Source organism: Sphingopyxis sp. EU05-FHT14B03, assembly GCF_058790875.1.
On the sequence record NZ_JBYTDC010000002.1, the window covers coordinates 699,311 to 717,620 of the forward strand.

Annotated in this window: 16 protein-coding genes; 10 read left to right on the top strand and 6 right to left on the bottom strand. The window is 65.8% G+C overall.

Features of this window, described 5'->3' with window-relative positions:
• Nucleotides 1-102: 102 nt before the first annotated feature.
• The 5 genes from AC3WS4_RS12485 to AC3WS4_RS12505 are packed head-to-tail and all read left to right on the top strand — an operon-like array spanning nt 103 to nt 6,182.
• Nucleotides 103-1,320 (top strand): thiolase C-terminal domain-containing protein, encoded by a 1,218-nt coding sequence (locus AC3WS4_RS12485; protein WP_492738277.1) that lies wholly within the window; start codon nt 103-105, stop codon nt 1,318-1,320.
• A 5-nt stretch (nt 1,321-1,325) separates the two neighbouring features.
• Complete coding sequence (locus AC3WS4_RS12490) at nt 1,326-1,754, top strand: Zn-ribbon domain-containing OB-fold protein (RefSeq protein WP_492738275.1); 429 nt, start codon at nt 1,326-1,328, stop codon at nt 1,752-1,754.
• Nucleotides 1,755-1,757: 3 nt separating this feature from the next.
• Nucleotides 1,758-3,953, top strand: coding sequence for a CoA transferase (locus AC3WS4_RS12495; protein ID WP_492738273.1), 2,196 nt, complete (start codon nt 1,758-1,760; stop codon nt 3,951-3,953).
• Nucleotides 3,950-5,323: a phosphotransferase family protein gene (locus tag AC3WS4_RS12500; RefSeq protein WP_492738271.1), complete on the top strand. Its 1,374-nt coding sequence runs from the start codon at nt 3,950-3,952 to the stop codon at nt 5,321-5,323. Before AC3WS4_RS12495 ends, AC3WS4_RS12500 begins: the two co-directional genes overlap by 4 nt.
• A 34-nt stretch (nt 5,324-5,357) precedes the next feature.
• The gene (locus AC3WS4_RS12505) at nt 5,358-6,182 is read left to right on the top strand and encodes a coniferyl-alcohol dehydrogenase (protein ID WP_492738269.1); all 825 of its coding nucleotides are present in this window, start codon (nt 5,358-5,360) and stop codon (nt 6,180-6,182) included.
• Between the two features lie 127 nt (nt 6,183-6,309).
• On the opposite strand, the gene AC3WS4_RS12510 is transcribed toward AC3WS4_RS12505, so the two are convergent.
• On the bottom strand, nt 6,310-6,963 hold the full coding sequence (locus AC3WS4_RS12510) for a TetR family transcriptional regulator (protein ID WP_492738267.1): 654 nt from the start codon (nt 6,961-6,963) through the stop codon (nt 6,310-6,312).
• A gap of 116 nt (nt 6,964-7,079) precedes the next feature.
• On the opposite strand from AC3WS4_RS12510, the gene AC3WS4_RS12515 reads away from it, so the two are divergent.
• The 5 genes from AC3WS4_RS12515 to AC3WS4_RS12535 are packed head-to-tail and all read left to right on the top strand — an operon-like array spanning nt 7,080 to nt 11,606.
• On the top strand, nt 7,080-7,862 hold the full coding sequence (locus AC3WS4_RS12515) for an SDR family oxidoreductase (RefSeq protein ID WP_492738265.1): 783 nt from the start codon (nt 7,080-7,082) through the stop codon (nt 7,860-7,862).
• Nucleotide 7,863: 1 nt separating this feature from the next.
• Nucleotides 7,864-9,279 carry an MFS transporter gene (locus tag AC3WS4_RS12520; RefSeq protein WP_492738263.1) on the top strand — a complete coding sequence of 472 codons (1,416 nt, stop codon included), beginning with the start codon at nt 7,864-7,866 and terminating at the stop codon, nt 9,277-9,279.
• Nucleotides 9,266-10,015: an SDR family NAD(P)-dependent oxidoreductase gene (locus tag AC3WS4_RS12525; RefSeq protein ID WP_492738261.1), complete on the top strand. Its 750-nt coding sequence runs from the start codon at nt 9,266-9,268 to the stop codon at nt 10,013-10,015. The genes AC3WS4_RS12520 and AC3WS4_RS12525 overlap by 14 nt, the downstream gene beginning before the upstream one ends.
• A gap of 29 nt (nt 10,016-10,044) precedes the next feature.
• A complete protein-coding gene (locus tag AC3WS4_RS12530; protein WP_187139932.1) occupies nt 10,045-10,440 on the top strand; it encodes a Zn-ribbon domain-containing OB-fold protein in 396 nt (131 codons plus the stop codon).
• The gene (locus AC3WS4_RS12535; RefSeq protein ID WP_492738259.1) at nt 10,437-11,606 is read left to right on the top strand and encodes a thiolase family protein; all 1,170 of its coding nucleotides are present in this window, start codon (nt 10,437-10,439) and stop codon (nt 11,604-11,606) included. Before AC3WS4_RS12530 ends, AC3WS4_RS12535 begins: the two co-directional genes overlap by 4 nt.
• 128 nt (nt 11,607-11,734) lie before the next feature.
• On the opposite strand, the gene AC3WS4_RS12540 is transcribed toward AC3WS4_RS12535, so the two are convergent.
• The 5 genes from AC3WS4_RS12540 to AC3WS4_RS12560 are packed head-to-tail and all read right to left on the bottom strand — an operon-like array spanning nt 11,735 to nt 18,207.
• Nucleotides 11,735-12,856 carry a Gfo/Idh/MocA family protein gene (locus tag AC3WS4_RS12540; RefSeq protein ID WP_492738257.1) on the bottom strand — a complete coding sequence of 374 codons (1,122 nt, stop codon included), beginning with the start codon at nt 12,854-12,856 and terminating at the stop codon, nt 11,735-11,737.
• A 14-nt stretch (nt 12,857-12,870) separates the two neighbouring features.
• Nucleotides 12,871-14,103 carry a CaiB/BaiF CoA transferase family protein gene (locus AC3WS4_RS12545; RefSeq protein ID WP_492738255.1) on the bottom strand — a complete coding sequence of 411 codons (1,233 nt, stop codon included), beginning with the start codon at nt 14,101-14,103 and terminating at the stop codon, nt 12,871-12,873.
• Nucleotides 14,104-14,114: 11 nt separating this feature from the next.
• The gene (locus AC3WS4_RS12550; protein WP_492738253.1) at nt 14,115-15,590 is read right to left on the bottom strand and encodes an aldehyde dehydrogenase family protein; all 1,476 of its coding nucleotides are present in this window, start codon (nt 15,588-15,590) and stop codon (nt 14,115-14,117) included.
• 13 nt (nt 15,591-15,603) lie between these two features.
• Nucleotides 15,604-16,881, bottom strand: coding sequence for a cytochrome P450 (locus AC3WS4_RS12555; RefSeq protein ID WP_492738251.1), 1,278 nt, complete (start codon nt 16,879-16,881; stop codon nt 15,604-15,606).
• A 12-nt stretch (nt 16,882-16,893) separates the two neighbouring features.
• Nucleotides 16,894-18,207: an amidohydrolase family protein gene (locus tag AC3WS4_RS12560; RefSeq protein WP_492738249.1), complete on the bottom strand. Its 1,314-nt coding sequence runs from the start codon at nt 18,205-18,207 to the stop codon at nt 16,894-16,896.
• Between the last annotated feature and the right edge of the window lie 103 nt (nt 18,208-18,310).

Here is an 18,310-nt window from a genome sequence, read left to right on the forward strand (position 1 = left end):
GGAATCGCCCGGCGGCTCGGAAAAGGCGTTGGATAAGGGAATCTGGGACGCCGATTTGGCTCTGCCAAATCGAATCGCGTCCCAGAGAATCGGGAGAGAAGCATGGCCTGGGTGAATCAGGACAAGTGCGCGATCGTCGGGGTCGGGGCGACCGACTATTATGTCCGCGGCAAAAGCTGGCCGCGCACGATCAACGACATGGCGGCCGAGGCGATCATGAACGCCTGCGCCGACGCGGGGATCAGCCACAAGCAGATCGACGGCTTCTCTTATTATTCGACCGCGGGCGCGGGGTATCTCGACAAGTTCGACACCGCCAGCCTGATGGAAACGCTCGGCATGCCGCACATCAGCTGGTCGGCGACGCTGACCAGCGGCGGCGGCGGCTGCCCCGGCGCGATCGGCCTCGCGACCGCGGGGCTGATGAACGAGGATTGCACCTACACCGTCACGCTGATGGCGCTGCAGCAATTGCCGCAGCATCGGCTCGGCGTCGTCTTCGGCTCGGCGGCGCCCAATCCCGAAAACAGCTTCCTCCAGCCCTCGGGCCTCGTCGGCCCCGGGCATCTGATGTCTGTCCTCGCGCGTCGCCACATGCATCTTTACGGCACGACGCAGGACGCGTTCGGCGAGGTCGTGATGGCGACTCGCGCCAACACGCACAACCGGCCGAAGGCGGTGCGCAAGGAACCGCTGACCAAGGAGCAATATGACGCCTCGGTGATGCTCGCCGATCCGCTGCGCCGGCTCGACTTCTGCCTCGAAACCGACGGCGCGGTCGCGGTGATCACGACGACGATGGACCGTGCCAAGGACTGTCGCCACAAGCCCGCGGTGGTCCACGCCGCCGCGCATGGCGGCCAGCGCGAATGGGGCAGGGCGTTCGCATGGATGGGCATGCCCGACCCGCATTTCGCCAGCTCGGGCCACAAATTCACCGCCGACCGCGTCTGGGCGCAGTCGGGCCTTTCGGCGAAGGACATGGACGTCGCGCTGATCTACGATCATTTCAGCCCGATGGTGCTGATGCAGCTCGAGGATTATGGCTTTTGCGAGAAAGGCGAGGGCAATGATTATGTCCTGTCGGGCAAGCTGCGCTACGATCCCGCGACCGGCAAGGGCGTCAATGGCGGCGTGCCCGTGAACACCCACGGCGGCAACCTCAACGAAGCCTATATCATCGGCATGACCCACATCGTCGAGGGCGTCGAACAGGTGCGCGGCACCGCGATCAACCAGGTCAAGGATGCCGAATTCGCGCTCGTTTCGGGCGGCCCGGCGTCGCTCCCCGTCTCCAGCCTCATCCTGCGCAAGGACTGACCCTCATGACCTATGGCCCCGCCCGTGCGCTCCCCGGCGACCAGATCCGCATCACCACCAATCCCGATACCGAACCCTTCTGGCAGGCGGCGAAAGAGCATAAGCTCACCGCGTGCCAGTGCGGCGACTGCGGCCATTTCCGCATGCCGCCGACCGCGATCTGCCCCGAATGCGGCAGCCGCGCGAAGAACTGGCCGGCGCTGCCCGGCACCGCGACGGTGTTCAGTTTTGCGATCTGCAACAAGAATCCGAAGAATGGCGAGGATTATGTCTATGTCCCCGTCGTCGTCGACCTCGACGGCGCGCCGGGCACTCGCCTCAACGCCAATGTGTCGGGCTGCGATGCCGAGGACGTCCATATCGGGATGAAGGTGACCGTCGACTGGACCCCGATCCAGGACGACTGGGTCCTCCCCAACTTCAAGAAAGCGTAAGCGATGCTCGGCGACCTTCGCATCGTCGAGATCGGCGAAGGCATGGCGGTCCAGGTCGCCGGGCTGATGCTGTCCGAACTGGGCGCCGATGTCCTCAAGGCCGAACGCCCCGGCGGCGACCCCGCGCGTGGCACCGCGCCCTTCGCCAACTGGAACCGCGGCAAGAAGAGCCTCGTGCTCGACCTCGATACGCCTGAAGGCTTGGTCGCACTGAATGAGCGCCTTACCTGCGCCGACGCGCTCCTGCACCAGTTCACCCCGTCGCGCGCGAAAGCGCTCGGCCTCGACGACGCCAGCCTCGCCGCGCGCCATTCGCATCTCGTCGTCACCGCGATTACCGGCTCGCCCGCGAACCATCCCGACGTCGAACGCAGCGACGACGAACTGCTCGTCGCCGCACGCGTCGGCGCGATGTATGAGAATGACGGCTACCGTCCCGGCCCGATCGTCTACCGTTACCGGCAAGGCAGTTGGTCGGCCGCGCATCTCGCCGCCGCCGGCCTGCTCGCGCGGCTCGTCATGCGATTGCAGACGGGGCAGGGCGGCCCCGCGCACACCTCGATCTTTCAGGGCTTCCTCGCGACGCTTCCCCTCGTTTGGGCGCGCAACAGCGAGGGGCCGATGCCGAACCCGGTCACCTATCCACCCGGCGCCCGCCCGATTTCGCAGCAGCTGTTCCAATGCCAGGGCGGCGACTGGCTCCAGATCATGGATCCGACCCGCCAGTTCGATTACGCCACCGTGCCGACGATGTGGGACGTCATGGCCGAGACCGACGTCGATCTCGAAACCGAGGCCGGTCAAGCCGCCGCCTTCAAGCTCCGCCCGCTCGACAACTGGCTCGCCGACCTTCGCGCCGCCGACATCGCCGCCGAACCGGCCTTTCCGATGGGCGAGATGCTTCGCCACGACGACGTTGAAGCAAACGGCTATGTCGTCGAAGTCGACGATCCCGATCTCGGTCGGACTCGCCAGCCCAACGTCCCGTTCCACACCGACGCCGACCTGCCGCAGGGCCGCCCGGCGCCGCGCCTCGGCGAAGGTGGCGACACGATATGGACCGCCAAACCTGCGCCCGCATTCAGCTCTGCCCCCGCCGAAGTCCTCGAAGGCGTCCGCGTGCTCGACCTCGGCATGTTCCTCGCCGGGCCGATGGGGCCGTCGATGATGGGCGACATGGGCGCCAATATCATCAAGGTCGAGGCGCTGACCGGCGATCGCATCCGCTTCATGCACCGCTATTATCAGGCCGCGGCGCGCAGCAAGCGCAGCCTCGCGCTCGACCTCACCAAGCCCGAAGCCCAGCCGATCCTCGAACGGCTGATCCAGTGGGCCGAACTCGTCCACCACAATATGCGTTTCAAGGGCGCGGCGAAGCTCGGCCTCAGCGAACAGGGTATCCGCAACTATAATCCCGACGTCGGATTCAACTATGCCAGCGCTTATGGCCAACGCGGCGCGCGCGGCAACTGGCCCGGCTATGACTCGATCTTCAACGCGATCGCCGGCTGGGAATTCGAAAATGGCGGCGAAGGCAACAAACCCATCTTCAACCGCCCCGGCACGATGGACGTCTCGACCGCGCAAAGCTGTCTCGTCGAACTCATGGCCTCGCTCTATGCGAAACGCACCACGGGGCGTGGCTATACGACCCAGACCTCGCTGCTCGGCCTCGCGGCTTTCACGCAGGGCGAACGGTTGATCGGCGCCGACGGCGACCTCACCGAAACCTATCACCTGACCAGCGACCAGACCGGCTTTTCGCCTTACCATCGCATCTACGAATGCGCCGATGGCGGATGGGTCGCGGTCGCCGCGCTCAAGCCCGACCAGCAGGCCGCGATGCGCGATCTGCTCGGCGACGATTTCGCAGTGGCCGCGAAAGCCCGCGACGCCGCCGACCTGCTCGCCGCACTCGAAGCCGCAGGCGTCCCCGCCGACGCGGTCAATTTCGAAAATGCGATGCACCGCTTCTTCGACGATCCGCGCAATCGCGAACTGAATCTCGTCTCGGTGCTGCCGCAACCGCTCTACGGCATCGTCGAACAGCCCGGCGCCTTCTGGAACTTCGGCGAAATCCCCGTCGTCTTCAAACGCTGCTGCCCCGCGGTCGGCGAGCATAGCGACGAAATCCTGCGCGAAATCGGCTATTCTGACGAAGAGATCGCTGCGTTCCGCGAAGCGAAGATCGTCGGATGACCCCGCACGACCTCCTCCCGCCGGGCCTCGCGTCGGCGGTCGAGTCCGCCAGCGGCGCGCGCGTTGTCGCGGTTCGCCCACGCGGCGGCGGCGGCGCCTCGCGCGAGGGCGCCGAACTCGATCTTCAATGGCCCGACCGCCGCACCGCCAGCGCTTATATGAACTACGACGTCCACAAGGCCGGGGCAGGGGACGACGCCGCCTTTCTGCGCGAAGCCGCGGTGCTCCGCGCCCTCTCGGGTCCGCTTGCCGATGCCGGCGTCCGCGTCGCGCCCTATTACGCCTCGGTCCCCGATCAGCGCGCGCTGGTCTGCGGCATGATCCCGGGCAAGGACCGCTTCGGCGCGATCGCCGATACCGCGCAGCGCGACACGCTGGCGCAGGACTTCATGGCGCAGCTCGCCGCGCTCCACCGCATCGACGTCACCGCGCACCCGATCGACGGCATGGGCCCGGTCGAACCCGCCGAGGTCTTCATCCGCCGCCGCATCGCCGAACTGCGCGCGGGTAACGGCGGCAAGGGCTGGGACCCGCTGATCCACCTGTCGCTGAACTGGCTCGAGGCGAATATCCCCGCCGACATGCCCGCGCCGGTGATCGTCCACGGCGACGCCGGCCCCGGCAATTTCCTCTATGAAGAGGACCGCGTCACCGCGCTGCTCGACTGGGAACTCGTCCATTATGGCGACCCGATGGCCGACCTCGCGATGCTGGCGCTGCGCATGTTGTTTCAGGGCTTCGTGCCGCTCCCGCAGGCCTTCGCCGCCTATGAGGCCGCAGGCGGCCACAAAGTCGACCTGCCGCGCCTCCGCTATTGGCGGCTGCTGTTCCAGACCAGCTTCGCACGCCGCTCGCGCTACGACGATCCCGACGCGCCGCCGCCGCCCAATCTCGGCATGAACCTCGTCTATTCGACGATCCACCGCCGCGTCCTCTCGAACGCCTTGGCAGAAGCCGCGGGCATTGCGCTGCCGTCCGTCACAATGCCCGACGCGCCGCCGGGATCGCACGACCGCAGCTTCGCCATCGCGCTCGACGATATTCGTGACACCATCGTCCCGCGCCTCGCCGACCAGCAGGCGGCGGTGAAGGCCAAGGGCATGGCGCGCCTGATCAAATGGTGGCGCGCGATCGAGCGCTTCGAGCCGGGTTTTCACGCGGCCGAGAAGCAGGAAATCGAAGCCACACTCGGCGCCGAATTCGAAGACTATCGCGCCGCCTGGACGGCCTTTCGCACCGCCGTGGCGGCGGACACGATCGCCACCGCCCCCGCGATCATCCTCTGCAACGCGCACGAGGTGCGCGAAGCGGCGCTGATGGCCGACGCGATGGGCGGCCTCGCGAACACGAAATTTGCCGCGCTCGCATAGCGGCGATCCGACACAATCAGGAAAGGTTTGGGACATGGCTAGCGACATTTTGGGATATAAGGGCAAGCGCGTCGTCGTGATGGGCTGCTTCTCGGGCACCGGCGAAGCCGCCGCGCGCGCGCTCGTCGACCTCGGCGCCGAAGTGCATGGCGCCGACATCAAACCCTCGCCGGTCAATCTCGCGAGCTTTACCGAAGTCGACCTCAAGAACCCCGATGCCATCGCGGCGGGTATCGACAAGATCGGCGGCAAGATCGACGCCGTCTTCAACGTCTCGGGCCTGCCGCAGACCTTCCCCGGTGAGGATGTCGTCACCGTCAACTTCCTCGGCATCCGCGCCTGGACCGAGGGATGGATTCCGCACCTCAACCCCGGCGCCGCGATCGTCTCGGTCTCGTCGCTCGGCGGCATGAAATGGCTGACGCGCCAGCCGTTGCTGCGCGAATTCATCGCGATCGAGGATTTTGCCGAGGCGCGTCAATGGTATCTCGACCGTGCCGAGGAAGTGGGCGACCCCTACAGCCTCGCCAAGGAAGCGATCAACACCTGGACGCAGGTCCGCGCCCCCGACCTGATCGGTCGCGACATCCGCATCAACTGCACCATGCCCAGCCCGATCGACACCCCGATGCTCGGTGAATTCCGCAAAGTGGCTGGCGACGCGGTGCTCGGCGCCTTCGCCAAGGCCAAGGGACGCTATTCGACCGCCGAGGAACAGGCGCTGCCGCTGATCCTGCTCAACAGCGACGCCGCGAGCTTCATCAGCGGCGTGTGTTTGCCCGTCGACGCGGGCCTCGCGGGTGGTTTGGCGACCGGCGTACTCGACATCCAGAAGATGATCGCGGAAGCGGCGGGCTAATGTTCCCCTCCCGCTTGCGGGAGGGGTTAGGGGAGGGCCTGTGACCTCGCCAACCCTCCCCGCAGCGACTAGCGAGCAAGCTCGCAAGTCTCGCTGCCCCTCCCGCAAGCGGAAGGGGAAATATCTCTCATCCCCGCGCGCCCAGCATCATCGCGATGCTATGCGCCGCCGCCGCTTTCAGATCGGCATAGCCGACACCGTCCGAATGGCTGCTCATCGGCCCGATCGCCGACAGGCGCTCGAGGATCATCAGCACCGTGCCCGCGCACGACCGCGGCGACAGGTGCGCGGGTGTCCGTCCTGCGGCCTGCGCGCGCGCGACCTGCTGGCTGATCGCATCCATCATCGGACGCGCCTGCGTCATCCGCGCCTCATAGAAACGCGCATCGCCCTCCTCGGCCGCCAGGTTGCGCACGACGAAGATCGTTCGGTTGCGATTCCAGATGCCGGTATATTCCTCGACAAACGCCGCCGCGTCCTCCTCGGCACCTGGGGCCAGCCAGTCGCGCGCGACCACCGCTTCGAGCGCGGGCGAGGTCTGGCTCGCATGCTCGAGCGCCGCCAGCACCACCTCGGGCACCCCTTTGAAATAGACATAGAAGGTCGCGGGCGACGTCTGCGCTGCGCGCGCGACGTCGACCACCGACACGTCGCGCAATCCATGCGTTTCGAGCAGGTCGACCGTCGCGTCGATCAGTTGTTGCCGTGTCCGCTGCCCCTTTGCGCCGAGCTTGCGCTCGGGCGGGGTCGGTGCCGTCGTAATAGCCTGTGTCTGCGTCAAATGGGTGATCCTGCCCCGAAATCTTGCCGCCATCCTAACAGCGGGGTTGCGATATGGCAAAAAATTGACGTATCGTCAAAAATGAAACGAAAAGACCAAAAATCAGGGGATTCGGGATGGAAGGGCTGAACGGCAAGGTCGCCGTCGTAACCGGCGCGTCAAAAGGAATGGGACGGCATTTCGTCGCCGCGCTTGTCGCGGCGGGCGTGAAGGTCGCGTGCCTCGCACGTCCGTCGGAGGAGTTCGAGACCCTCGCCGCCGAGTTCGGCGATGCGGTGCTGCCGATCGCCTGCGATGTCGCCTCGTCGGAGGCGGTGAACGCCGCCGTCGCGCAGGCGGCCACCCATTTCGGGCGCATCGACGTCGTCGTCGCCAATGCCGCCATCTTCCACCCCTTCGCCTTCGAGGCGGGCAGCGACGAGATAATCCGCAATCATATCGACATCAACATCCTTGGCGTTTCCTGGCTGATCCGCGCCGCGATCCCGCATCTGCGCGCCACCAAGGGTCAGGTGATCGCGATCAGCAGCGAGTCGGTGAACATGCCGTTCCCGATGCTGGCGCTTTACGCCGCAACCAAGGCGGCGGTCGAAACCCTCTGCCACGGCCTGCGCGACGAACTGCGCAGCGACGACATTCGCGTCACCGTGCTGCGCTCGGGGTCGGTCAAGGGCGGCTCGGGCGGCAAGAGCTGGTCACAGGAAACCGTCGCCGCCTTTTACAAAAAGATCGTCGAAACCGGCCATGCGTCGATGACGGGCGAGGGGGCGACCCCCGAATCGATGGCCAAGGCGTTGCTGTCGGTGATCGGCCTGCCCGCCGACATCGGCGTCGACCTGATCGAGGTCCGCGCCGCGCAGGTCGGGGTGCCCGAGGGCGCCAAGGCGATCGCGGGCTAGGGTGACACCGCGCCGCAATCTTCCGCTCATCATCGGCGCGCTCTGGGTCGCCGAGGTCACGGGCTCGTTCGAGACCGCGATGATCCTCGCCGCGCTCAAGAAGCTGATCGAGGATTTCGGCAACCCCGCGATGGTCGGCTGGCTGATCACCGGCTATCTGATCGTCGGCGCGGCGATCGCCGCGATCGTCGGGCGTCTCGGCGACCTGTTCGGGCGGCGGCAGGTGCTCGTCGTGGTGCTGGTCATCGGCGCGGTCGGCTCGCTGATCAGCGCGCTGTCGACCAATTTCCCGGTGCTCCTTGCGGGGCGCCTGATGCAGGGCGTCACCGGCGCGATCCTGCCTTTGTGCATCGGTCTCGTCCACGAAAATGCCGGCAAGGACCGCGCGCCGATGGCGATCGGGCTGATGATCTCGGGCGCCTCGATCGGCACCGCGGCGGGGCTCGTCGTCGGCGGCGTGATCGTCGACAATTTCAGCTGGCACGGCGTCTTCTTCGCCAGCGCGGGCCTCTGCACCGTCTCCGCGGTCGCGATCGCCGGCCTCTTGCCACGCTCGCCGCGCCAAGCCGCGAGCCAACCCGTCGACTGGCTCTCGGGCCTCGCCTTCGCGCCCGGTGTCGCGCTTGTCCTCGTCTATTTCACCATGGGCAAGGACTGGGGTTGGGCCGCCCCGCTGCCGCTCGCGGCGCTCGGCGCGGGGATCTTGCTCACCCTCTGGTGGTTGCGCGCCAGCCTCGCCAGCCCGAACCCGTTGATCGCGGTGCGCAGCTTTTCGGACCGCACCATCGCGGTCGGCAGCGCGGTGACCGCGCTCGTCGCGATGAGCACACTCCAGATCACCGTCTTCTTCTCGCTGCTGATGCAGGCGCCGCTCTGGACGATCGCCGGCCTTGGTTTCACCGCGACGCTCGCGGGCGTCGCCAAGCTGCCGTCGAACCTCAGCTCGGTCTTCGCCGGGCCACTCGGCGGCTGGCTCGCGGCGCGCGGTGGTGGACGTTTTGCGCTGATCGCGGGCGGGATCGTGACGGTCTCCGGCTGGCTGCTCTGGTTCGTCATGGATGTCGACAGCTTCGGGAAGGTCGTCGTCCAGCTCATCGTCATCAGCTTCGGCACCACCATGCTCTTTTCGGTCGCCCCGACGATCATCGCCCAGGCCTCGCCGCCCGAACGGATCAGCGAGATTTCGGGCCTGATCACCGTCATCCGCCAGCTCTTCATGGGCATCGGGGCGCAGATGGTGACCACGCTGCTGGCCGTCGACATCGCTCGCCGTGGCAAGGAAAGCTATCCGTCGCCCTTCGCCTACGACATCACCGTCATCGTCATCGCCGCGCTGTGCACCGCCGCCGTGCTGGTCGCATTGCTGCTGCCAAAGACGGCGGCTGCCGCAGGCGGAGAAGGCCGTGACCGTGCATGATCTGACGGGCAAGGTCGCCGTCATCACCGGCGGCGGGCGCGGCTTTGGCAAGGCGTTCGGCATGGCGCTCGCGGAGCGCGGCGCCCAGGTGGTGCAACTCGATCTCGACGAAGCTGCGGCAAAGGCGGCGGCCGCCGAAATTGGCCATGGCGCCGAGGCTATCATGGTCGATGTCGCGGACGAGGAGGGGGTTCACGCCGCGATGGCCGACATCGCCGATCGTCATGGCGGCATCGATATCTTGATCAACAATGCCGGCATCCATTCGGCCGAAGCGAATGAATTCATCGGTAAACTCGGTACCGCACGCACGCGGCAAATGTTCGAGGTCAATGTCTGGGGCGTCGTCTATTGCACGCTCGGCGCGCGGCCCTTCATGACCGGGCGCGAGGGCGCATCGATCGTCAACATCGCCTCGATGGCGGCCTATGGCGCGCAAAAGGCCTATGGCGTCTCGAAGCTCGCGGTGCGCGGCCTGACCGTCTCCTTCGCGAACGAACTCGCGCCCGAGGGCATCCGGGTCAACGCGATCGCGCCGGGACTGATCTTCACCGACACCATCCGCGCCGAACTGCCTCAGCCGGTGGTCGACCAGGTGATGGCGATGCAGATCATCCAACGCGAAGGCGAGGAGCGCGACATCGTCGAGGCGATGCTGTGGCTCGTGTCGCCGGGCGCAAGCTTCGTCACCGGCGAAACGCTCCGCGTCAGCGGCGGTGCCACGCTCCAGGTTTGAACTTCCAAGATCGTTTTGCAGGAAAATCGATGCGACCACTCCCCGAACTCACCCCCGAGAACACCGCCTTCTGGACCGGCGGCGCGCAAGGCGAACTCATCATCGCCTTTTGCGGCGATTGCGATCATGCGATCCATCCGCCGCAACTCGTCTGCCCGAAGTGCTGGAGCGAAGCGGTTGAATTCAAAACGGTTCCCGGCACCGGTACCGTCTATACCTACACCGTGAACCACCAGCCATGGATGCCCGATATGCCGGTGCCTTTCGCGCTCGCGGTGGTCGATCTCGACGGCGCCCCGGGCGTTCGCGTCACCGCCGAGGTGGTGAACACCGACCCAGAAACCGTCAGGATAGGGCAGGCCGTGCGCGTGACCTTTGCCAACGTCGACGATGTCTGGTTCCCCCAGTGGGAGCCCGCGCAATGACCCTGAACGCCGCCATCACCGGCGTCGGCATGTCCGACATCGGCCGCAAGACGAACCGCCCTGCGATCCTCCATCTCGCCGAGGCGGTCAAACGCGCGCTCGACTGTGCGGGCCTCACCAAGGACGATATCGACGGCATCTCGACCTATCCGGGCAAGGCCGACAATTCGCCGGGCATGTCGCCGCTCGGCACCGGAGAAGTCCGCAACGCGCTCGGCCTCAAGACCCGCTGGCACAGCGCCGTCCCCGACGGTCCGTCACAGATGGCGCCCATTCAAGTGGCGGCGATGGCGGTCGCGACGGGGCAGGCGCGGCACGTTCTCTGTTTCCGCGCGCTCACCGAAAGCAGTTCGCAGACCGCGACTCGGCGCGCCAGCATCCCCGGCGCCGGCCGCGCCCGGCTCGGCGGCTGGTACAGCTACCTCGTCCCTGCCAATGCGATGTCGGCGTCGAACTGGGCCGGCTGGATGGCGCAGCGCTATTTCCATGAATTCGGCATGACCCGCGAGCATCTCGGTCTTGTCGCGACGGGCCAACGCGCCTTCGCGCAGCAAAACCCCTCCGCCGTCATGCGCACGCCGCTGACGATGGACGAGTATCTCGGCGCCCGGATGATCTCGTCGCCGCTCGGCCTGTTCGACTGCGACGTGCCGATCGACGGCGCCTGCGTGGTGATCGTCTCGGCCGCCGACGCCGCCAAGGATTGCGCGCGCGCACCGTTGACGATCGAGGCGATGGGCGCCGCGCTGGGTTCGCAGGAAACCTGGGACCAGCGGACCGACCTGACGACGATGGGCGCGCACGACAGCGCCGCCGACATGTGGAAACGCACCGACCTGAAACCCGCCGATGTCGATATGCTCGCGCTCTACGACGGCTTCAGCATCTTCGTGCCCTATTGGCTCGAAGCGCTCGGCTTCTGCGGCCATGGCGAAGCGAAGGATTTCATCGCCGAGGGCCATATCGGCCCCGGCGGACGCTTCCCGGTCAATACCGGCGGCGGACAATTGTCGGGCGGACGGCTGCACGGCTTCGGGTTGCTGCACGAGGCCTGTCTGCAATTATGGGGGCAGGCCGACGGACGTCAGGTCACCGACGCCAAGGTTGCGGCGTGCGGCATGGGCGGCGGCTTCATCGCCGGCTCGATGCTGCTGCGGCGCGACTAGACTTTACCCCTCCCTGAAAGGGAGGGGTAGCGAGACTTGCCAGCTTGCTGGCTAGTCGCAGCTAGGGGTGGGTATGCGGGATAGCGCCGAGGCTCGCTTCGCTCGCACCCACCCCTAACCCCTCCCTTTCAGGGAGGGGAAATATCGACCCAGCGCCGCTTGTCGCTCGCCAGTGCTGCCGCCTCGACCACCTCCTGCACATGCAGCGCCTGCGCAAAGTCGGGCGCCGCCGCTCCCGCGCCGCCGATCGCATCGCGCATCTTCGCAAAGATCGACGCCAGCGCGAGCAGTCCGGTTTCGGGCCGATCGGCGACCGCACGGCATCCCGGCACCGCCAGATACTCCGGCGCGATCGCAATCGCTTCCATCGCCGCACTCCCCAGCGCCGCATCGCGCGTTCCGAACAACCGCGTATCATGCGCCATCGGAAACACCGGCGCGCGCGCTTCGATCCGCCCCTTCGATCCCCAGACCGAAAAGCGGAACCCGTCGCCGCCGATCTTGCACCAGTTCGCCTCCAGCCGCGTTGGCAACCCCGATGCGTGGCGCAGCAGCAGCGAGGCGCGGTCGGGCACTTCGGGGCGGATGACTTCGCCCTCCAGCGGCCACTCTTTTAACGCTAGCGACATATCGGACGTCACCGACGCCACCGGCCCGAAAAAATGCACCAGCAGATGCAGCATATGGCTGCCCAGATTGCGCCCCGCGCTCGCACCGTTCGCGCGATCGGCGAACCAGACATAGGCGGGAACATTGGTCTGCGCCGCGCTGAACAACGGCACCTCGAACGCGATATCGGCACCGAAGACCTCGCCGAGCCAGCCGGCCTCGACCATCGCCTTCATCTGCACCATCGCCGGCACCGCCTGCATGAAGGCATCGACGACCGCGACCGTCCCGGCCGCTCGCCAGGCATCGGTCATCGCGCGCGCATCGGCGAGATCCTTGGCGAAGGGAATGCCATTATAGACATGCTTGCCCGCGCCGAGCGCGGCCATCACCATATCGTAACGCAGCGGCGGGCGGGTGCCGCAATCGACGATGTCGATGTCTGGGTCGGCGGCCATCTCGCGGAAATCGTGGAACGCCCGCGCCACGCCATAATCCGCCGCCGCCTTCGCCGCCGTCTCGGGCCGCGAGGTGCAGATCGCGGTCACCTCGATGCCGTCGAGGTTGCGCCAAGCCGGGAGGTGCGCCTTGGCGCCCCAGGCGGCGCTGATGATGCCGACGCGAAGGGGAGGGGAGGCCATGCCGCGCCCGCCGGTCAGGCGATCGCCTTCTTGTTTTTCAGGTCCTCGATCCGGTCCCATTCGAGCCCGAGTTCCATCAGGAACAATTCGGTATGCTCCGACGCCTCGGGCGCCCGCGTGTTTTCGACGCCCGCGTGGTTGAACTGCACCGGGTTCGCGACCAGCCGGATCGGCGCGCCGCCGTCGGCGCTTTCGACCTCGAAGATCAGGTCGTTCGCCAGCACCTGCTCGTCGCTCGCGACATCATGGACCGACTGATAGGCGGCCCATTGCCCGCGCATCGTCTTGAGATGCTGGATCCAATAGGCGTAAGGCTGCGCCGCGATCGCCGCCTTGACCAGCGGATAGGCCTCCGCCGCATTCGCCATGATCGTCTCGGCGGTCGAGAAACGCTCGTCCTGCGCCGCTTCGGGGATGCCGAGATGGCCGAACACATCCTCGATATAAGGTCCGGGCGACAGCACGGTGAGATTGATGAACTTGCCGTCCGCCGTCTTGAACACCCCCATGAAGGGGTTGGTGCCGACCGACTGCCCGCCGCCGGGCATCAGATTCTCGAACGGGTCCTTGCCCAATTCCATCGCGACGTCGACCGAACAGGCGGTCGCCCATATCCCCGATGACAGCAAGGACACATCGACCTCGGTCGCCTCGCCGGTGCGCTCGCGGTGGAACAAGGCCGCGGCGATGCCGCCCGCGATGTTCATGCCGCCGATCGTGTCGCCATAGGCCGGCCCCGGCTGGGTCAGCGGCCCGTCGAGTTCTTTCGGCGTCACCAGCACCGCCGACCCGCCGCGTGCCCAATAGGCCGTACTGTCGAAGCCGCCCTTGTCGCGCTCGGGCCCCTTGTCGCCGAACGCGCTGCCGCGGACATAGATGATGTCGGGGTTCGCGGCGCGGATATGCTCGATATCGATCCCCAGCTTTTGCCGAGCCGAGGGCAGGTAGTTGGTCAGGAAGACGTCGGAGGTCTTCGCGATCTCATAGAGCAGTTCGCGGCCTTCCTCGGTCGAGATATCGATCCCGACGCTGCGCTTGCCGCGATTGGGGTGCTGCATCAGCGACGATCGCTGCGGATTGACCGCGAGCCGCTGCAGCATCTGGATGCCGCGCTGCGCGTCGCCGCGTACCGGATGCTCGATCTTGATCACATCGGCGCCCCAGTCGGTCATCACCCCGCCCGCCGCCGGAACGAAGGTGAATTGCGCGACCTCGAGGACGCGAATGCCGGACATCACTTTGGTCATGGCTCGTCCCCTTATTCGGCGTGGAAGCCGATGACCTTCTGGTAGGTGAATTCGTTCAGGCCCTCTTCGCCATATTCGCGGCCGTAGCCCGAGCGCTTGATGCCGCCGAACGGCGCGTCGGACTGCATCGTCCCGGCACCGCCGTTGATCCCGACCCCGCCGGTACGCAGCTTCAGCGCCATGCGATACGCCTGTCCCGCATCGGCCGAGTAGATCGCGCCCGACAGCCCGAAATCGCTGTGGTTGGCCATCGCGATCGCGTCGTCGTCATCGTCATATCCGATCACCGCGCCGATCGGCCCGAACACCTCTTCCTGCGCGAGACGGCTGTCGTTCTTCACATTGTCGAACAAAGTCGGCTCGTAATAATAGCCCTTGTCGAGCCCCTCGGGCCGCTTGCCGCCCGCGACCAGCGTCGCGCCTTCATCCTGTGCGATCGCGACATAATCCTCAGTGCGTTTGCGCGCGACTTCGCGGATCAGCGGGCCGTAATTGACGCTCGGATCAACCGGATTGCCGATCTTGAGATGCCTGAGCATCGCCTGCATCGCCGCGACGAACTGCGGGCGGATGCTGTTGTGGACGATGTGGCGGGTGGTCAGTGCGCAGCCTTGGCCGCCATGCGTCGTGAACCCCATGATCCCCGCCGCCGCGGCCTTCGCGACATCGGCGTCGGCACGCACGATCAGCGCCGACTTGCCGCCAAGCTCCATCACGATACGTTTCAGCGTCGGCGCCGCCTGCGCCTGGATCATCGCCCCGACCTTGTCCGATCCGGTGAAGTGGACGAGGTCGACGCGCGGGTCGGTGGTCAGCAATTTTCCGGTCTCGATATCGCCGGTGACGATGCTCAGCACACCCTTGGGCAGTCCGACCTCGTCGGCGATCTCGCCGAGGATCAACGCTTCCATCGGGGTGTAGGGCGAGGGCTTGAGCACAACGGTACAGCCGACCGCGAGCGCCGGGATGACCTTGCCGATGTTGAGGAAGAAGGGGAAATTATACGGCGAGATGGCGGCGACGACGCCGACCGGCTCGCGGCTGACCACCCCGGTGCCCAGCGTCGTGCGGCCCTGCGCGTTGGGGGTCAGTTCGACCGGCAGCGACGAGACAGCGGGTCGCGCGGCGACTTCGATCGTCCGCCGCGCATGTTTCATCGGAATGCCATATTGCAGAAACTCGGCGAGCATCCGCGTCGCGCCGGCCTCGGCGACGATCATGTCGACGATCGCCGCTTTGCGCGCGTCGAGCGCGTCGAGGAAGCGCGTCAGGATGGCCTGCCGCTGGGCAACCGGCATATAGGCCCAGTCGCCCTGGTCGAACGCCACACGCGCCGCGCCGATCGCGGCATCGACCTGCGCCGCGCTGCCGACCGGCGCCTCGATGAGCAGGCTTTCGTCGGCGGGGTTGATCACCGCCTCGCGCTGGTCGGTCTTATGCCATTCGCCGCCGACATAGATGGCGTCGTCGTATTTCAAAAAGGCCATGGTCTTGTTCCTGTCAGGCGGTTTCACTGTCCCAGACGATCGGCAGGTTGCGGATCGACAGCAGCCCCGGGATCACCGTGGTGTCGGCGCCGGGCTTGAGGCGGAAGGGCGGCACGCGCGACAGCCATTCGTTCAGCAGCACGCGCAATTCGCGCCGCGCCAGATGTGCGCCGAGGCAGATATGCACCCCGCCGATCAGCGTGAAATGGCGGTTGTTCTTGCGCTCGGGGTCGAAATCGCGCGGGCAGGCGAACTGATTTTCATCGAAATTGCCCGAACTGTTGATGCACGCGATCCAGTCGCCTTCCTTGAGGTCGACGCCGTGCCAGGTGAAATCCTTCTTGATCCGCCGCCCGCTGTTGACGAGCGGCTGGACCCGCAGGAACTCCTCGACCGCGCTGTTGATGATCTCCGGATTGGCACGGATGCGCGCCTGAAGCTCGGTGTCGAGTGCCATGCGGCGGAACATCTGGCTGATCGTCGACGCGACGGTGTCGAGCCCGCCGAGCCACAGGAACCAGGTCATGCCGATCGTCTCGTCGGGGGTCAGCGGCTGGCCGTCCATCTGGCCGTTGGCGATATAGCTGCCCAGCGTCTCGTCAGGGTTCGCCTGTTTCTCGGCGATGAAACCGCGGAGATAGGCGAGGATGCCCTTCACCGCCTCGGCCTTGGCGCCGATGTCGGGGTTGTGCAGGATCGCATATTCCCATTTGAGGAACTGGTCGAACATACCGAAGGGGAAACCCATCAGGTTCAGGAACACGCGGACCGGATAGATGCGCCCGAAATCATAGGCGATGTCGACCTCGCCGTCCTTGACCACCGCATCGATCATCTCGGTGACGATCGCGCGGATCTTTGGCTCCATGTCGTTCATCGCGACCGGGGTGAACCAGGGGTTCAGGAACTTGCGATAACGACCATGGTCGGGCGGATCGATGCCGAGCGGGATCGACGGGAACGTCTCGCCCGCCAGCGCCTGGAACTGCGCCGCACCCTCGGTCGAGAAAATCTCATTGTCCTCGTAGACGCGGCGGATGTCGTCATAATGCGACACCGTCCACGCGCCATGCTGCCGTCCGCTCGTCGGCCAGGGGTAATAGAGGATGCGCGGCACGTCGGGGTCGCGCATCACATCGGCGGGCAGATACGGGTCGGGCAGATCATAGGCGATCTGGCCCTGCGCGAAGCGCGTGTCGAGCACCCGTTCGGGCGGGACATGCGCCGGCACCGGCGGCGCATCCGCCGGGGCATGCGCGATCGGACAGCGAGAGAGCGTCGTCTCGGTCATGATATCCTCCGCTCAGGCCGAAGCGAACATGCGTTCGATGTCGCCCGACGTCACCGGACGCCGCGCCTGACCGATCGCGTCCATGCTGTCGGTCTTGAGCCCGCCGAGGTTGTGCCGCGGGCTGACGTCGACGTCCTTGCCCAGCTCGCGCAGGTGCGCGACGGTGCAATTCTCGCGCCCGCCGTTCAGCGCAAAGGCGTCGAAGCTGTATTCGCGCATCGCGTTGAGGTGGGTGATCTTGTCGACCACATTCTTCTCCAGCCCATTGACCGATGCCCACAGATATTCGGGGACATTGGGCCACACCGTGTCCGAATGCGGATAATCGCATTCGTAGGCGATCATGTCGGTGTTCATATATTCCAGATTCTTCACCCCGAATTGGTCGTCGATGAAGCAGCAGATAATGTGGCGCTTGAACAGGTCCGACGGCCGTTCGCCGTTGAAGTCGGTGTAGGTCCATTCATGATGATGTTCGTGCGTGAAATCGGCGCGCTCGAGGAAATAGGGGATCCAGCCGATGCCGCCCTCGCTCAGCGCCATGCGCAGATCGGGATAACGCTGCCAGAATTTCGCGAAGGTCCAGTCGGCCGCCGAATTGGCGATCGAGATCGGCATCGCGGTGATCCATGCGTCGATCGGGCTTTCGGGCGAGGGATGCATCGCGCGCGCGCCGGTGCCGATATGGCAGTTGATCACCATCTTATAGTCGCTGCACGCCTTCCAGAACGGCTCCCAATATTCATTGTGGATGCTCGGCAGGCCGATGTTCGACGGATTGTCGGAGAAGCTGACGGCATGGACGCCAAGGTCGCTCATCCGCTTCAGTTCGGCGAGCGTGTCGTCCATGTTCCACATCGGGATCAGGCACATCGGGATGAAGCGGCCGGGCGCGGTCGCGCACCATTCCTGCACATGCCAGTCGTTCCACGCGCGGCAGGCGAGCAGCGCCTCCTCGGGGTCCTTTTGCGCCATCGACACGAAGGTGCCGCCGGCAAAGCTCGGCATCGTCGGAAAATTCAGCGAGGCGAGCACGCCATTGGCGTTCATGTCGTCGACGCGGAGTTTCGGGTCATAGGTGCCGGGGCGGAGCTGCGCGAAGGCGCTCGGCTCCATGCCATATTCGCTGCGCGGACGGCCGACGACGGCGTTGAGGCCGATGGTCGGGAAACGCTGACCGTTCCACGACCAGATATCCTTGCCATTGTCTTGGACGATCCGCGGCGCGCGGTCCTTCTTGCCCTCGGGATAGTGGCGGATAAAAGCCTCGGGGGGTTCGACCGCATGATCGTCGACGCTGATGATCACCATATCGTCCATCTGCATGGCGACTCTCCTCTTCCAGTTGATTTATCGTTGGGCGCATCATCGCAAAAATTGACGATGTGTCAACTCTTGGTTTATGACCTAGTGTAATAACTGGGAGAGA

Bases quoted from the DNA above. Each gene is read 5' to 3' on its own strand.
- AC3WS4_RS12485 (WP_492738277.1), top strand. From the start codon at position 103: ATGGCCTGGGTGAATCAGGACAAGTGCGCGATCGTCGGGGTCGGGGCG.
- AC3WS4_RS12490 (WP_492738275.1), top strand. From the start codon at position 1,326: ATGACCTATGGCCCCGCCCGTGCGCTCCCCGGCGACCAGATCCGCATC.
- AC3WS4_RS12495 (WP_492738273.1), top strand. From the start codon at position 1,758: ATGCTCGGCGACCTTCGCATCGTCGAGATCGGCGAAGGCATGGCGGTC.
- AC3WS4_RS12500 (WP_492738271.1), top strand. From the start codon at position 3,950: ATGACCCCGCACGACCTCCTCCCGCCGGGCCTCGCGTCGGCGGTCGAG.
- AC3WS4_RS12505 (WP_492738269.1), top strand. From the start codon at position 5,358: ATGGCTAGCGACATTTTGGGATATAAGGGCAAGCGCGTCGTCGTGATG.
- AC3WS4_RS12515 (WP_492738265.1), top strand. From the start codon at position 7,080: ATGGAAGGGCTGAACGGCAAGGTCGCCGTCGTAACCGGCGCGTCAAAA.
- AC3WS4_RS12530 (WP_187139932.1), top strand. From the start codon at position 10,045: ATGCGACCACTCCCCGAACTCACCCCCGAGAACACCGCCTTCTGGACC.
- AC3WS4_RS12535 (WP_492738259.1), top strand. From the start codon at position 10,437: ATGACCCTGAACGCCGCCATCACCGGCGTCGGCATGTCCGACATCGGC.
- AC3WS4_RS12540 (WP_492738257.1), bottom strand. From the start codon at position 12,856: ATGGCCTCCCCTCCCCTTCGCGTCGGCATCATCAGCGCCGCCTGGGGC.
- AC3WS4_RS12545 (WP_492738255.1), bottom strand. From the start codon at position 14,103: ATGACCAAAGTGATGTCCGGCATTCGCGTCCTCGAGGTCGCGCAATTC.
- AC3WS4_RS12550 (WP_492738253.1), bottom strand. From the start codon at position 15,590: ATGGCCTTTTTGAAATACGACGACGCCATCTATGTCGGCGGCGAATGG.
- AC3WS4_RS12555 (WP_492738251.1), bottom strand. From the start codon at position 16,881: ATGACCGAGACGACGCTCTCTCGCTGTCCGATCGCGCATGCCCCGGCG.
- AC3WS4_RS12560 (WP_492738249.1), bottom strand. From the start codon at position 18,207: ATGCAGATGGACGATATGGTGATCATCAGCGTCGACGATCATGCGGTC.